Annotated in this window: 12 protein-coding genes; 9 read left to right on the forward strand and 3 right to left on the reverse strand. The window is 57.7% G+C overall.

Annotation, left to right across the window (positions count from 1 at the left end; all coding sequences use genetic code 11):
• Positions 1-107 precede the first annotated feature (107 nt).
• The 4 genes from KFS80_RS10600 to KFS80_RS10615 all read left to right on the forward strand — a co-directional run bounded on the left by KFS80_RS10600 (position 108) and on the right by KFS80_RS10615 (position 5,776).
• Positions 108-3,020: an aminotransferase gene (locus KFS80_RS10600; RefSeq protein WP_212544773.1), complete on the forward strand. Its 2,913-nt coding sequence runs from the start codon at positions 108-110 to the stop codon at positions 3,018-3,020.
• Positions 3,021-3,325: 305 nt separating this feature from the next.
• Entirely contained in the window at positions 3,326-4,204 is an 879-nt protein-coding gene (aguB, locus tag KFS80_RS10605; protein ID WP_212544774.1) for an N-carbamoylputrescine amidase, read from the forward strand.
• Between the two features lie 5 nt (positions 4,205-4,209).
• Positions 4,210-5,316, forward strand: coding sequence for an agmatine deiminase (gene aguA / locus KFS80_RS10610; protein ID WP_212544775.1), 1,107 nt, complete (start codon positions 4,210-4,212; stop codon positions 5,314-5,316).
• A 247-nt stretch (positions 5,317-5,563) separates the two neighbouring features.
• On the forward strand, positions 5,564-5,776 hold the full coding sequence (locus KFS80_RS10615) for a hypothetical protein (RefSeq protein ID WP_159812025.1): 213 nt from the start codon (positions 5,564-5,566) through the stop codon (positions 5,774-5,776).
• Between the two features lie 141 nt (positions 5,777-5,917).
• Here KFS80_RS10615 and KFS80_RS10620 read toward each other — a convergent pair whose 3' ends face one another.
• On the reverse strand, positions 5,918-6,253 hold the full coding sequence (locus KFS80_RS10620; RefSeq protein WP_159812026.1) for a hypothetical protein: 336 nt from the start codon (positions 6,251-6,253) through the stop codon (positions 5,918-5,920).
• 190 nt (positions 6,254-6,443) lie between these two features.
• The gene (locus KFS80_RS10625; RefSeq protein ID WP_212544776.1) at positions 6,444-8,540 is read right to left on the reverse strand and encodes a TonB-dependent receptor; all 2,097 of its coding nucleotides are present in this window, start codon (positions 8,538-8,540) and stop codon (positions 6,444-6,446) included.
• Positions 8,541-9,048: 508 nt separating this feature from the next.
• On the opposite strand from KFS80_RS10625, the gene KFS80_RS10630 reads away from it, so the two are divergent.
• The 5 genes from KFS80_RS10630 to KFS80_RS10650 all read left to right on the forward strand — a co-directional run bounded on the left by KFS80_RS10630 (position 9,049) and on the right by KFS80_RS10650 (position 12,779).
• Positions 9,049-10,335: an OprD family porin gene (locus KFS80_RS10630; RefSeq protein WP_053116556.1), complete on the forward strand. Its 1,287-nt coding sequence runs from the start codon at positions 9,049-9,051 to the stop codon at positions 10,333-10,335.
• A gap of 231 nt (positions 10,336-10,566) precedes the next feature.
• Positions 10,567-11,313 (forward strand): 2OG-Fe dioxygenase family protein, encoded by a 747-nt coding sequence (locus tag KFS80_RS10635; RefSeq protein WP_212544777.1) that lies wholly within the window; start codon positions 10,567-10,569, stop codon positions 11,311-11,313.
• A 79-nt stretch (positions 11,314-11,392) separates the two neighbouring features.
• A complete protein-coding gene (locus KFS80_RS10640; protein WP_053116558.1) occupies positions 11,393-11,770 on the forward strand; it encodes a GNAT family N-acetyltransferase in 378 nt (125 codons plus the stop codon).
• The gene (locus tag KFS80_RS10645) at positions 11,767-12,483 is read left to right on the forward strand and encodes an AzlC family ABC transporter permease (protein WP_053116559.1); all 717 of its coding nucleotides are present in this window, start codon (positions 11,767-11,769) and stop codon (positions 12,481-12,483) included. The genes KFS80_RS10640 and KFS80_RS10645 overlap by 4 nt, the downstream gene beginning before the upstream one ends.
• Positions 12,462-12,779, forward strand: coding sequence for an AzlD domain-containing protein (locus KFS80_RS10650; protein ID WP_053116560.1), 318 nt, complete (start codon positions 12,462-12,464; stop codon positions 12,777-12,779). The genes KFS80_RS10645 and KFS80_RS10650 overlap by 22 nt, the downstream gene beginning before the upstream one ends.
• Here the strand turns inward: KFS80_RS10650 and KFS80_RS10655 are convergent.
• Positions 12,696-13,622 (reverse strand): LysR family transcriptional regulator, encoded by a 927-nt coding sequence (locus tag KFS80_RS10655; RefSeq protein ID WP_053116561.1) that lies wholly within the window; start codon positions 13,620-13,622, stop codon positions 12,696-12,698. The genes KFS80_RS10650 and KFS80_RS10655 overlap by 84 nt on opposite strands.
• Between the last annotated feature and the right edge of the window lie 244 nt (positions 13,623-13,866).

Here is a 13,866-nt window from a genome sequence, read left to right on the forward strand (position 1 = left end):
AGTGCTGGCATGTAAATACTGAGCACGTTGTAACAACTGGAAAGGCTTGCGCATCCTCTGCAGCAATGGCGATATAGGCGCCTAATAAAATTTCAGGGGTTTTTTGCATGCCACTTGCCACGTTGTTTCACCGCGCCAGTTTGCCCAGCCCTCAGGTTTCTGAGGCGCAAGCCCTGCAATGGCTCGCGGAACATTACGGGATCAGTGGCCGGTTAAAAGCCTTGGGCAGCCAGCAGGATCTCAACTTCCGGGTCGACAGTGAGCGCGGCCGGTTTGTGTTGAAAATCTGCCGTGGCGACTATTCGCTGGTGGAGTTGCAAGCCCAGCACGCCGGCCTCAAGTACCTCGCCGAACATTCCGCAGTCAGGGTGCCCAGCGTTATCGTCGCCAACAATGGCCAGGATTTGTTGACCTTGGAATCCGCTGGCGAATCGGTGCACGTGCGCTTGCTCGATTACATCGAAGGCCAGCCGCTGACCGATCTCGACCATTTGGGCAAAGAAGTCGTGGCCGGGTTTGGTCGGCTTTGCGGTGAGATGGATCTGGCGCTGGCAGGCTTTGATCATCCGGGCCTTGAGCGCACGTTGCAGTGGGATGCGCGCCACGCCAGCGCGTTGATCAGCCATTTGCTGCCGGTGATCAAGGATCAGCGTCAGCGCGCATTGATCGCCGACGCTGCCGAACAAGCCGAGCGCCGCTTGCAGCCGCTGCTCGAGAAGCTGCCGGTGCAGGCGATTCACATGGACATCACCGACGACAACGCGGTGTGGCAGCGCGATGCGCAGCGCCATTGGCAATTGCAGGGCGTCATCGATTTCGGCGACCTGGTGCGCACCTGGCGCATCACCGATTTGTCGGTGACCTGCGCTGCATTGCTGCATCACGCCGGCGGCGATCCGTTTGTGATTTTGCCGGCGGTGCAGGCCTATCACGCGGTCAATCCGTTGCAACACGAAGAGTTGCAGGCGCTGTGGCCGTTGATCGTCGCGCGGGCCGCGGTGCTGGTGTTGAGTGGCGAGCAGCAGGTCAGTATTGATCCGGCCAACACCTACAGCCGCGACAACCTCACCCACGAATGGGAAATTTTCCGCGTGGCGACCGCGGTGCCGCTGGCGTTGATGGAAGCGGCGATCTTGACGGCGGTTGGTCATTCCTTACCGGCGATCAATAGCGAAGGTTTTGCGCCGTTGTTGCCGAGCCTGGTCGGGCGCGAATTTGCCTTGATCGATCTTGGCGTCTTGAGCGCGCATTTCGAGGCGGGCAACTGGGAGCAGGAAGGTATCGATCAGCGCCTGCTGACCGAAGCCGCTGCGGCGCATGGTTTGGCGGCGAGCCGTTATGGTCAGTACCGTTTGTCGCGCACGCGCCCTGACAGCGCCGATGAACCAGACACCTTCCCGCTGCACGTCGAATTGCGCGTGCCCATCGGTACCACCGTCGAAGCACCGTTTGCCGGCGTGCTGCATCAAGCGGCGGACGGCGCGTTGCGCCTCGATGGCCCGCAACTCAGCGTACGTCTTTGGGGCGTGACGCCTTCGGTGCACAGCGGCGCGGCGCTGGTCAAAGGTCAGGTGCTGGGCTCGATCAGCGGCCCGTTATTGGTTCAGCTTTGCCGTGGCGCGCAGCTGGAAGCGCCGCTGTTCTGCACGCCAACCCACGCGGCGGCTTGGCAAGCATTGTGTCCGTCGCCAGCCGCGCTGTTGGGGCTGGCCTGCGATGCCGAGCCGGAGCTGGATGGCAAAACCCTGCTTGAACGCCGCGATGCCAGTTTCGCCCGCACGCAAAAACATTATTACGTCGACCCGCCGCGCATCGAACGTGGCTGGCGCAATCACCTGATCGACATGCAGGGCCGCTCCTATCTGGACATGCTCAACAACGTCGCGGTGCTCGGTCACGGTCATCCGCGCATGGCCGCTGTGGCTGCGCGTCAGTGGTCGCTGCTCAATACCAACTCGCGTTTCAACTATGCGGCAGTCGCCGAGTTTTCCGAGCGCTTGCTGAAGCTGGCACCGGAAGGCATGGATCGGGTATTCCTGGTCAACAGCGGCAGTGAGGCCAATGACCTGGCGATCCGTCTGGCATGGGCCTACAGCGGCGGTCGCGACATGATCAGCGTGCTGGAGGCTTATCACGGCTGGACAGTCGGCGCCGACGCGGTGTCGACGTCGATTGCCGACAACCCGAAAGCCCTGGAAAGCCGCCCGGACTGGGTGCATCCGGTGCCTGCGCCAAACATGTATCGCGGTGAGTTCCGTGGCATCGATTCGGCACCGGATTACGTGCGCAGCGTTGAGCATCACCTGGAAAAACTCGCCGAGCAGAAGCGCCAATTGGCCGGGTTTATCTGCGAACCGGTGTACGGCAATGCCGGCGGCATCTCGCTGCCACCGGGTTATCTGAAACAGGTTTATGCCTTGGTGCGCGCGCAGGGCGGGGTGTGCATCGCCGACGAAGTGCAGGTCGGTTATGGGCGTATGGGTAAATTTTTCTGGGGCGTTGAAGAGCAGAGCGTGGTGCCGGACATCATCACCATGGCCAAAGGCATGGGCAACGGCCAGCCACTCGGTGCGGTGATTACTCGCCGGGAGATTGCCGAGGCGCTGGAGGCCGAAGGTTATTTCTTCTCGTCGGCGGGCGGCAGTCCGGTCAGTTGCCAGATCGGCATGGCGGTGCTCGATGTCATGGAAGAAGAAAAACTCTGGGAAAACGCGCAGGTGGTCGGTGGCCACTTCAAGGCACGGCTTGAAGCGTTGATCGATAAACATCCGCTGGTGGGCGCGGTGCACGGTTCCGGGTTCTATCTGGGGCTTGAGCTGATCCGTAACCGCGAGACGCTGGAAGCGGCGACCGAAGAGACCGCGCTGCTGTGTGATCGCCTGCGTGAGCTGGGGATTTTCATGCAGCCGACCGGGGATGATCTGAATATTCTCAAGATCAAACCACCGATGGTGACGTCGCGCCAGAGTGTGGATTTCTTTGTCGACATGCTGGATCGGGTGCTCACCGAAGGTCTGTAAACGCTGCAATTCCCCTGTGGGAGCGGGCTTGTTCGCGAAAGCTTTTGATCAATCAACATTGTTGTTGAATGAGAAACCGCTTTCGCGAGCAAGCCCGCTCCCACATTTGTTTTTAGGGTGTTAGTTCGATTTGTATCGGTATTTAATACGTTGAATTAGACGAAATGCATTTTAGTAGCTTCTAAAGCCGATATTTATCGGCTATAAAGTCGCCATTGCTCCGGCATGGCGTCTCGCTGTCCGGTGCGCGCGTTTTCTTTTCGGTCGAATGGTCGACCGTCAAAGCACTTGCCCGGAGATGATTCATGAGCCGTATCGTTACCGTTGCCGCCACTCAAATGGCCTGTTCGTGGGATCTGGAAGCCAACCTCGAAATCGCTGAAAGGCTGGTACGCGAAGCCGCCGCCAAAGGCGCGCAGATCATCCTGATTCAGGAGCTGTTCGAGGCGCCGTACTTCTGCCAGAAGCCGAACCCGGACTACCTGCAACTGGCGACGACGGTGGAAGAAAACGTCGCGATCAAACATTTCCAGAAAATCGCCAAAGAACTGCAAGTGGTGCTGCCGATCAGCTTCTACGAGCTGGCCGGCCGCGCGCGTTTCAATAGCATCGCGATCATCGACGCCGACGGCAGCAACCTCGGGATTTATCGTAAAAGCCACATCCCGGACGGCCCGGGCTATCACGAGAAGTATTACTTCAACCCAGGCGACACTGGTTTCAAAGTGTGGAATACGCGTTACGCGAAAATCGGCGTGGGCATCTGCTGGGATCAGTGGTTTCCGGAAGCGGCGCGCAGCATGGCGCTGCAAGGTGCGGAAATTCTGTTTTACCCAACCGCGATCGGCAGCGAGCCGCACGACAACACCATCTCGTCGCGCGACCACTGGCAGCGTGTGCAGCAGGGCCATGCCGGCGCTAACTTGATGCCGCTGATCGCCAGCAACCGCATCGGCAACGAAGAACAGGACGGCTACGACATCACGTTCTACGGTTCTTCGTTCATCGCCAACCAGTTCGGCGAAAAAGTGCAGGAGCTGAATAAAACCGAAGAAGGTATTCTTGTGCACACTTTCAACCTCGACGAGCTCGAACACATTCGCAGCGCGTGGGGTTCATTCCGTGACCGCCGTCCGAACCTGTACGGTGCGTTGAAAACCCTCGACGGTTCCCTGGAGTCCTGATCCCGATGACCACATTGAAAAGTACCCCGCGCGCCGACGGCTTTCACATGCCGGCCGAGTGGGCGCCGCAAACGCAGACCTGGATGATCTGGCCCGAGCGCCCGGACAACTGGCGTCTGGGCGGCAAACCGGCGCAAGCCGCACACGCAGCGGTGGCCAAAGCCATCGCGCGTTTCGAACCGGTGACTGTTGCCGTTTCCGCCGGCCAATACGAAAACGCCCGCGCCCGCCTGGACGTGCCGAATATCCGCGTGGTCGAGATGTCCAGCGATGACGCCTGGGTACGCGACAGCGGCCCGACCTTCGTCATCAATAACAACGGCGAAGTACGCGGTGTGAACTGGGACTTCAACGCTTGGGGCGGTTTCGATGGCGGTCTGTATTCGCCGTGGAATCGCGACTCGCAGGTCGGCGGCAAGATCCTCGAGATCGAACGCAGCCCACGCTATCGCACTGAAGGTTTTGTGCTCGAAGGCGGTTCGATTCACGTCGACGGCGAAGGCACGCTGATCACCACCGAAGAATGCCTGCTGAACCGCAATCGCAACCCGCATCTGGGTCGCGAAGAAATCGAAGCGGTGCTCAGCGCCAATCTGGCTGTGGATAAAATCATCTGGCTGCCGGACGGTTTGTTCAACGACGAAACCGACGGCCATGTGGATAACTTCTGCTGCTACGTGCGTCCGGGCGAAGTGCTGCTGGCGTGGACTGATGATCCACAGGATCCGAACTACCCGCGCTGCCAGGCAGCGATGAAAGTTCTGCAAAGCAGCACTGACGCCAAGGGTCGCCCATTCACGGTGCACAAAATGCCGATTCCGGGCCCGCTGTACGCGACCGAAGAAGAGTGCGCCGGTGTCGACCCGGTCGACGGCACGCAGGAGCGTAATCCGTCGGTGCGTCTGGCCGGTTCTTACGTGAACTTCCTGATCGTCAACGGCGGCATCATCGCGCCGAGCTTCGACGACCCGATGGACGCGCCTGCTCTGGAAATCCTGCAGAACCTGTTCCCGCAGCACGAAGTGGTGATGGTGCCGGGCCGCGAACTGTTACTGGGCGGCGGCAATATCCACTGCCTTACCCAACAGCAACCCGCGCCGCACAAAGAGTGAGTTGAGTCGTAACAGCTTGAGTTGATTACCAAATCAGCCGGGCAATGATTAGCTCGCTATGTATGAACAGAGGCCCGCAGCCCGAAAGGACGGCGGGCTTTTTTGTATCCACTTGTCGACAAATGCGAAATATTGGCATAGCTCTTGTATTCCTCCGAGGGCACTAGGGAGGGGGAAAAGAACGTCAATCGTTCTGTCATAAACCTTGGATAACGTAGCCGCTCACGAACGGGGAGAGAGCGCTGAAATGAACGCCGAAGTGAACGTAATCAGCGAGCGGACTTTGCATCCCATGGCCGTTAATGGCGAATCGCTCCACCGCGTTGCGCACTGGTTGAAATCCAATGGAACGCGTCAGATCAGGGTTCCTGATCCGCGCCGGATGATGATCGAGCGCTACCCCGCTGACCTGTTCAGCGAGGCCGAACTGGAAGCGTTGTGGGATGTGCTGGAAGGATAAGAAGAACAACAGGGATGGGTGAAAGCGCTGCCGGGATGGCGGCGCTTTTTTTTGGGAAGTTTAAAGCAGGAAGGAGTGAATCAGCTGCGCTAATACTCCTCAATTTCGAAAGATTGAACTAATTGTCTCTGCCTTTCATGTTTATTTCTCGGGTGGTGTGAGTACATATATTGTCCCGAGATCTGGAAGCCATTCATCCTCGTTTGGATGGCTCGCTTGAGCTTGTATGTAGGTAGGGCCCAGTTGGATGTCCTCAAGCCGTAGAGAAAAGGTTCTATAGTTTGACCCCGGCGGAACTAAATACGCCGCCTCTACCGCATAATCGACACCATTACGTTTCATACGTATGTGGAATCTATCTCCGTCTTCATAGTCATTGCCGAAACCACTTACCGTCACGGGATAGGCACAAATCTCACCATCTACGGGTGAGAACCAACCGCCATATTCATTTTCTTTATTCAACGTTTTTGGCATGAGGTCACCGCTCCAGGACTTTTAGAAACTCGTCTGGTTTCTACTGCGAACAGGGTTCATTCGGCACCTGTAAAATCTGACAGTCCCGACGAGCGGTAGTGCGCTTGAATGTAATTCAGACGCACTCAGAAAACCAATCAGGCTTTATCTCTCGTCCGTCTAGTTGTGAGCCTGAAGGGCTTACGCGCAGTCAGAACGAATAAGTCCCCGTCATCACCACACTTCGCGGCGCCCCCGGCTGGATCTGCGCAGCACTGGTCGCCGACGAGTAATACTCGCGATCAGTAATATTGTTCAACGCCCCACGCAAATCCCAATCCTTCATCCGATAACCCACCAGCGCATCCCAGCGGCCATACCCCGGCAGCACGGTCGTATTGAGGTTATCGGCATAGCGCTGGCCAACCAGCGTCAGTCCCGTTTCGCCATACCAGCCCATCTCCGGTTTCCAGGTCAGGAACAGGCTGCCGTTGTGCTTGGCGACGTTGTTGATGCGTTTGCCTTCCAGGCCATTGTTGTCCTTCTCGATCGTCGCATCCTGCACACCAACGCCGCCACGCACGTACCAGTTACCGGCGATTTTGCCGGTGCCGGTCAGTTCAATCCCGCGTGAACGTTGCACGCCGGTGAGCACGGTCACGGTCGGATCGTTTGGATCTGCGGTGCGGCGGTTGTAGAGCTCAAGGTCGTAGATCGCCAGCGTGGTGCTCAGGCGATCATCGAGCCAGTCGCTCTTCACGCCGATTTCTTTCTGCTTGGTCAGCTCTGGACTCAGATCGTTGGAGTTGCCCGCTGCGCCCGGGGTGATGCCGATCAGCCCGCCGCCCACTGGCGAGAAAGTTTTAGTCCATGAGGCGTAGAACGAGTGATTGTGCAGCGGCGTCCAGACCAGGCCCACGCGCGGGCTGGTGCTGTGGCTGTCGCGATCTTCGCTGATGTTTTTCAACTGGTTCGTCGACTCGATGTCGAAGGTGTCGTAACGCAAACCGGCGAGCACCTGCCATTGATCGTTCAGGCGCAATTGATCCTGCACGTACAGGGCGCGGCTTTCGACTTCGGTGTGAGTGTCGCTGGATACCTGCATGCGCCCGGTGTGGCGCAAATCGCGATTGGGGTTGTACAGATCCAGCGCGGGCACTGGCGAGCTGCCGGGGCCCGTGGTCGCCGCGTTGTACAGCTTCGGGTCGCGGCGTTGACTGCCGATCTCGATCCCGGTCAGCAGACGATGCTCCAGACCAAAGGTATCGAAGCCACCTTCCAGCTCAATGTTGTTGTAAATGTTGCGGGTGGTCAGATCCTGCTGCCAGTGCTGACGCGTGACCTTGTTGGTCGCCGGGACATAACCGGTGAGGTAGGTGTTGTCGAAATCACTGTCGAGTTTGAACACGCCGAGGGTCTGGCGCAGTTGCCAGTTTTCGTTGATTTCGTAAGTGAGCTTCGAGCGCAACGACTGGGTTTTATCGTCGATGAAATCGTGATCGTTGCCATAAGTGGTGTCGCGCCCGACATCGGCCGGACGACCATTAACCCCCGGAATGCCGCGATCCGGCGTGCGGTTGTAGCGGCTGTATTCGTACTGCACCAACCAATTCAGATCCGGGCTCAGTTGCCAGCTCATCGACGGCGCGAACAACTGGCGATTGCCACTGACACCATCACGGAAGCTGTTTTCATCCATGTTGCCCATGTTCAGGCGCAGGCTGATGTTTTCGCTCGGATCGGTGCTGAGGTCGGCGTACAGACTGCGCAAATCTTCGCTGCTGCCTTGGGCTTCAATCGTCGAGCGACGGCCGAATTCCGGCATCTTGCTCACGCGGTTGACGATGCCGCCCTGGCTACCACGGCCATACAACACAGCGGCCGGGCCCTTGAGCACTTCGACGCGTTCGATGTTGTGCATGTCGCGCTTGTACTGGCTGTCGTCGCGGATGCCGTCCAGATAAAAGTCGTTGCTCGCATCGAAACCCCGGATGCGCAGGCTGTCGAAACGCGTGTCGGCGCCGCTGCTGACGTTGGGGATACCGCTCAACGCATCGCCAATGTCGTTGGTGCCGTAGTTCGCCACATTGGCGGTCTTGATTGAATCGATGGCCTGCGGTACGTAGCGCACCGGCGTCGAGGTGCGAGTCGCGGTGTTGCTGACCCTTACGCGCGGATCATCGTCTTCGGCTTCGGCAGCGCTGATCGATGTTTCAGGCAGTGTTGTAGGAGCAGCGTAGGAAAAACCGGCAGACAGCAGGGCAGAAAGGCCAAAGCTGTAGGACGTCAGGCGAAAAGGGGCAGGCATTGAAGAAAACATCCGTAGGATTTTTAGGCTGTAGCGTGTAGGGCGCGGATGATAATGCTTGCTATTTACTTTCGTTAATTATTCCTGAGAAGTTCCGCTGCTGGATTGTTTCGGATTGTGTCTCAGCCCGTACAACCCGCTCGGTCAGCGAAATAAACCAACTCGTGAGGGCAATCATGGACGCGATAAACCGCTGAAAAATCTTCCTCTGCACAACGTCAAAATCACTGGTTGTCACCGATTCCTTGCAACCCGCTATCGCAAAAATTACGTTTCTTAGACGAATTTCGCCTATTTAAAGACGATTCTTGAAATTGACACATTGTTCCGGGCGCGGCTACGATTCGGCCCAACGCCTGTGGCCAACCGCCATGACTCAAAATAATAAGAAGGCCCGCCACGACTTGGTCGTGGGCGGGTCTTTTTGTTTCGGGATGAAAAAAGAGTGCAAAAGCGCCGTTTCAGCCGTTCGACACAGCGCGTTTCAACCCGTAATAAGGAAAATAAAATGTTGAACAAGCGAATCAGCCTGATCGCTCTGGGGATGTTGAGCGCCACACAGGCCATGGCTAACGACCAGGCCGAGTCCAAGGGTTTTCAAGAAGACAGCAGCCTCAAAGTGCTGCTGCGCAACGCTTACATCAATCGTGACTACAAAGACGGTAACGACGACAAATCCGAATGGGGCCAAGCGGCCATCGGTACGTTCTCGTCCGGCTTCACCCAAGGCACCATCGGTGTCGGCGTCGACGCTTTTGGTCTGTACGCACTGAACCTGGAACGCAGCGAAGATCGCAGCGGCGCCGGCGGTATCGACTTCTTCAAGAAGGGCGCCAGCGGCGCTCCGGCCGACGACCTGTCCAAGGGCGGCGCAGCGGTCAAATTCCGTCTGTCCAGCACCACCCTGACGTACGGTGACCAGATGCCGGCCCTGCCGGTGCTGAACTACGACAACTCGCGTCTGCTGCCGGAAAGCTACACCGGTACTTTGATCACTTCCAAAGAGATCAAAGGCCTGGAGCTGAACGCCGGTCGTTTCACCGCCGAATCGCGCAAGAGCGCTGAAGGCCGTGACAGCGGTGGTCTGAAATCGATCAACGTATTGGGCGGTAGCTACCAGTTCACCGAACAGTTCAAGGCGGCGCTGTACGCTTCCGACGTCGAAGACGTGCTGAAGAAGCAATACGTGAACGCCAACTACGTGTTCCCGATCGACAAGGATCAATCGCTGACCCTCGATTTCAACGGCTACCGCACCAAGCTGGACAATTCCTACGTCCGCGAAAGCGGTGCAACCGGCGACGACAACAAGATCTGGAGCCTGGCCGCGACTTTCGTCACCGGCCCGCACTCGTTCACCGTGGCGCACCAGCGTTCCACTGGCGACAGCAACCTGGGCTACGCCTACGGCGGCTATCAGAAAGATCAGGGTCGTGTCGGCGACGGTGGCAACACCATCTACCTGGCCAACTCCTACTGGTCTGACTTCAACGCTGAAGACGAACGCAGCTGGCAGTTGGGCTACGGCCTCGACTTCAGCGCTTTCGGCGTGCCGGGTCTGAGCTACAACGTTGCTTACGTACGTGGCGACAACATCACTACGTCCACCAGCGAAGGCGGCACCGAGCGCGAGATCTTCAACCAGTTCAAGTACGTCGTGCAAAGTGGCCCGGCCAAAGACCTGAGCGTGAAACTGCGCAGCTCGATCCTGCGCGTGTCGCAGAAGTCCAGCGAGTACAACGTCAGCGGCAACGAGCTGCGTGTGTTCGTGGATTACCCGATCAACATCTTCTGATGATCGTTTAAGTGTAAAAACTTGAAAAAAGCCCCGATTCGGTCGGGGTTTTTTTTCGACGGTTTTTCGATGAAAACCAGAAAAAAACCATGTTTTTGTCATGTAAAAGTAGTTTTTAAGTCGCTGCAAACTTCGTTTCAAACAGGGCTTTAAATGCCTGAAATTCTTTCTCATGGACGCAAATTCTCCACCTAATAGATTAGGCCGCTCAACGCAGTGGAGAATTGGGTAATGATCGTTTTGAACAGAGAAGTGGGCGAATCGCTACGGCGCGACAAATTTGTCAACGTCCAGGGTGGTGACTTCAATCTCTACGGTCATTTTGCCGACTTCGTCAGACTGACCAAAAGTTGGGAAAACATGGAGCCTGACAGCTACTACGGTCAGGCCGAAGCCGGCATGCGTTACCGTCGTTACAGCGACTTCGAGTACAACCCGAAAACCCGCGAGCTGACGCAACTTGAGCATCGCGCGTACGTGCAGTCGAAAGAGAACAACGCTTACGTCGGCGGCCTGGTACGACACTTCCAGGACTTCTCCGATGAAGTGATTTCGTCGCCAGTGATGCGCAGCCTGATCGACACCGATTTTGAAGTGTACAAAAGTGTGTTGCCGGAAGAGCTGCACGATGAAATCTGGCAGTGCCAGATCCATCAGATCCGTATCGAGATCAAACCTGGCAAACAACTGGAAATTACTCCGGAAGGGATTCACTGCGACGGTTACCCGTTCAGCGGTGTGCACTTCTGGGGCCGCAACAACGTCGAGGGTGCCGAGAGTCGTCTGTACGACATCCACGAGCATCCACTGGCGTCGACCACTTACAAGGAAATTCTCGACACCACTTACTTCCTCGACCGCGACATGCGCCACTACGTGACGCCTGCGCGCAACACGCACACCCATGCCATGGCATATCGGCAGATTCTGGCGATTTCTTTCTCGCGGCCCGGGACCGCTTTCGACATTGTTCGCTAATCAGATCACCCCAATCGATGGCGTCGAGTGCTCGACGCCTGTGGTGCTGCGACGCGCCACGGCCAAGGATGCGCAGCGCATGGAGCGCTTCTTCCGCCAGTTCGACGAAGTGTCTTTCTGCGAATGGCAGGACGCCAAGTGCCTGCGCGGCGTGCTGATTCAGAAAACCACCACGTCGTATCTCGCCTTCGACGTCGCCGGCGAAATCGTCGGCGCGGTGCTTGGCGGCATGCTCGGCAGTCGCGGCACGATCAATCATCTGGCCGTCAGCCCGCGCTATCGCAGCCAGGGTGTCGGTCAGCGTCTGGTTGAAGCGGCGTCGTCCGACATGAAGCGTGTCGGCGTGTTGCGGATGTTTCTGTTCGTCGACGATGCTAACCTCGCGGGCAAGCGTTTTTGGACTGCCCAGGGTTTTTGCGAGCCCCACGGCGAACGGACATTTGAGAGGGATCTATGAATGAACGGTCCGGCAGTGCGCCGCTGATGGTCACCCATCAGCCATCGCGCACATTTGCCGAAGCCAGCCCGGTCGTCGCCGGCTACTTCACGGTGTCGTTTGTGTTCGGGCTGATGGCCGTCAACGCCGGGTTGCCGATGTGGCTGCCGGTGGCGATGTGCCTGTTCGTCTACGCCGGCGCTTCGCAATTCGCCGCGCTGGCTCTGATCTCCAGCGGCGCGTCGCTGACCACCATTGTGCTGACTACTTTTTTGATCAACGCGCGACACATGTTGATGTCGGTGTACATGGCCAAAGCCCTGCGCGCGCTCGGTTTGAGCCGCATGGAGCGTTGGGCTTACGCCGGCGGCCTGACTGATGAATCCTTCGCCTTCCACAGTGTGAAACTCGGCACCGGCGCGCCGGTTAACGTGCGCTATCTGATCGGCTTCAACCTGTTCTGCCACACCTCGTGGGTGCTCGGCGGATTGCTCGGCGCAGTTTGCGCACAGTACGCGGCACACCTGATCAAATATCAGCTCGACTACGCACTGACGGCGATGATGCTCTACGTGCTGGTGTCGCTGTGCAACACGCGCAACAAACTCATCGCCGCCGCGGCAGCGGTGATCTGCATGGGCGCCCTGAGCCTGGTCGGCAGCTCGCCGTTTAATGTGTTTATCGCCACGTTTGTGGGCTGCGGAGTGGGTGTATGCCTGACCAAACGTTCCTGATTCTGGTCGTTGTGCTGATGATGGCCGTGACCTTTCTGCCACGCGCCTTGCCACTGCAAATCAATACCGAGCACTGGCCGCCGTTTGTTGCGCGGGCGCTGGAATACCTGCCGGTGGCGATCGTCGCTGCGATCAGCCTGACTCCCTTGTTGATCAAGGATCAGCACATACAGCTCGACCGCCCGGAATTCTATGCCGCGATTCCGACGTTGTTATGTGCGTATTTCAGCAAAAACCTCTTTCTCAGTGTGGCGGTTGGGACGGCTGCGTACATTGCGCTCGGCTCGTTCATGTAACGGCAGATCGACGACATCGCTGAGCGCTTGGCGCGACAACTCGGAGTTGTTCACCGCCAGGCGCACTTCGAGGAAGTCCTCGAAACCCGGGAAAATCGTCAGGCCGTTTTTCTGCGCAGCCTCACGCGAGACCATGCCGACCGCGTCCATCTGCGTGATCAACGACAACGTCAGCGTCTCGCTGCATGAATAGACCATGCGCTGACCGTTCTCGTGATTGCCCAGCCCGGCGTCGAGAAAACGCAAAAAGCTGTGGGAATACGGACAATCTTCTGCAGGACGTACCTGAAACTTGTTGCCCAGCAACGTCAGCGGATCGTTCTCCTGCCCGCAATGCGCGCCGACCACCTGCACCTGCACTTCGGGCAAGACAATGCTCGGCAAACCCGGACGCTGCGGGCCGATCAGCACCGCGAGGTCAAAGTCTTCGTTCTTCAACTTGCTGAGATTTTCCATCGACTCGGCGTAGCTGAATTCCATCTGATAATCGGGAAACACCTCGATCAGGCGCCCGATCATTCGCCGGTTGAAGTCAGTCGACAACGTGTTGTTCAACGCCACCTTCAACGTCCGCTGGCCCGGCACCTTCAGCGCCTCGACCTTTTCTTCCATCTGTCGCGTGGCAATCAGCACTTTGTCCATATACGGCGTCAGCTCAGTGCCTTGCGGCGTCAGCGTCAGCCCTTTGTTGGAACGACGAAACAAGCGGAAACCGAACTGCTCTTCGACCTTGTTCAACTGCGCGGCCAACGCCTGCACAGTCAGGCACGAATGCTCGGCTGCGGCCGACAACGAGCCGGTCTGCACGATGCGCATCAGATTGCGTAAGGTTCTGCTATCCATGGGTAATGCCCTCTAAAGTGGGCTGGGTATTGTTGTTTACGAGACTGCCGGTTCGGCGGCCATATGCTGGGTATATTCCTGTACCTGAGCATAGTTGTCGCGGGTTTAGTAGCGAATTGATGTCCCCGCCGATGGCTGGAGGCTGACACAGGATCGGGGTTTTTGGGGGAAGGGGGGTGATGGGGGTCAAAAAAAGTGCCCGGATCGAAAGATCCGGGCACTTTTTTTCGTTTGGAATCTAAGA

It is taken from the genome of Pseudomonas rustica, assembly GCF_018336155.1.
GTDB lineage: Bacteria > Pseudomonadota > Gammaproteobacteria > Pseudomonadales > Pseudomonadaceae > Aquipseudomonas > Aquipseudomonas rustica.

What these genes read in the sequence shown, in the direction of transcription:
- KFS80_RS10600 (WP_212544773.1), top strand. Translation starts at nt 108, where the DNA reads ATGCCACTTGCCACGTTGTTTCACCGCGCCAGTTTGCCCAGCCCTCAG.
- aguB (WP_212544774.1), top strand. Translation starts at nt 3,326, where the DNA reads ATGAGCCGTATCGTTACCGTTGCCGCCACTCAAATGGCCTGTTCGTGG.
- aguA (WP_212544775.1), top strand. Translation starts at nt 4,210, where the DNA reads ATGACCACATTGAAAAGTACCCCGCGCGCCGACGGCTTTCACATGCCG.
- KFS80_RS10615 (WP_159812025.1), top strand. Translation starts at nt 5,564, where the DNA reads ATGAACGCCGAAGTGAACGTAATCAGCGAGCGGACTTTGCATCCCATG.
- KFS80_RS10620 (WP_159812026.1), bottom strand. Translation starts at nt 6,253, where the DNA reads ATGCCAAAAACGTTGAATAAAGAAAATGAATATGGCGGTTGGTTCTCA.
- KFS80_RS10625 (WP_212544776.1), bottom strand. Translation starts at nt 8,540, where the DNA reads ATGCCTGCCCCTTTTCGCCTGACGTCCTACAGCTTTGGCCTTTCTGCC.
- KFS80_RS10630 (WP_053116556.1), top strand. Translation starts at nt 9,049, where the DNA reads ATGTTGAACAAGCGAATCAGCCTGATCGCTCTGGGGATGTTGAGCGCC.
- KFS80_RS10635 (WP_212544777.1), top strand. Translation starts at nt 10,567, where the DNA reads ATGATCGTTTTGAACAGAGAAGTGGGCGAATCGCTACGGCGCGACAAA.
- KFS80_RS10640 (WP_053116558.1), top strand. Translation starts at nt 11,393, where the DNA reads ATGGAGCGCTTCTTCCGCCAGTTCGACGAAGTGTCTTTCTGCGAATGG.
- KFS80_RS10645 (WP_053116559.1), top strand. Translation starts at nt 11,767, where the DNA reads ATGAATGAACGGTCCGGCAGTGCGCCGCTGATGGTCACCCATCAGCCA.
- KFS80_RS10650 (WP_053116560.1), top strand. Translation starts at nt 12,462, where the DNA reads ATGCCTGACCAAACGTTCCTGATTCTGGTCGTTGTGCTGATGATGGCC.
- KFS80_RS10655 (WP_053116561.1), bottom strand. Translation starts at nt 13,622, where the DNA reads ATGGATAGCAGAACCTTACGCAATCTGATGCGCATCGTGCAGACCGGC.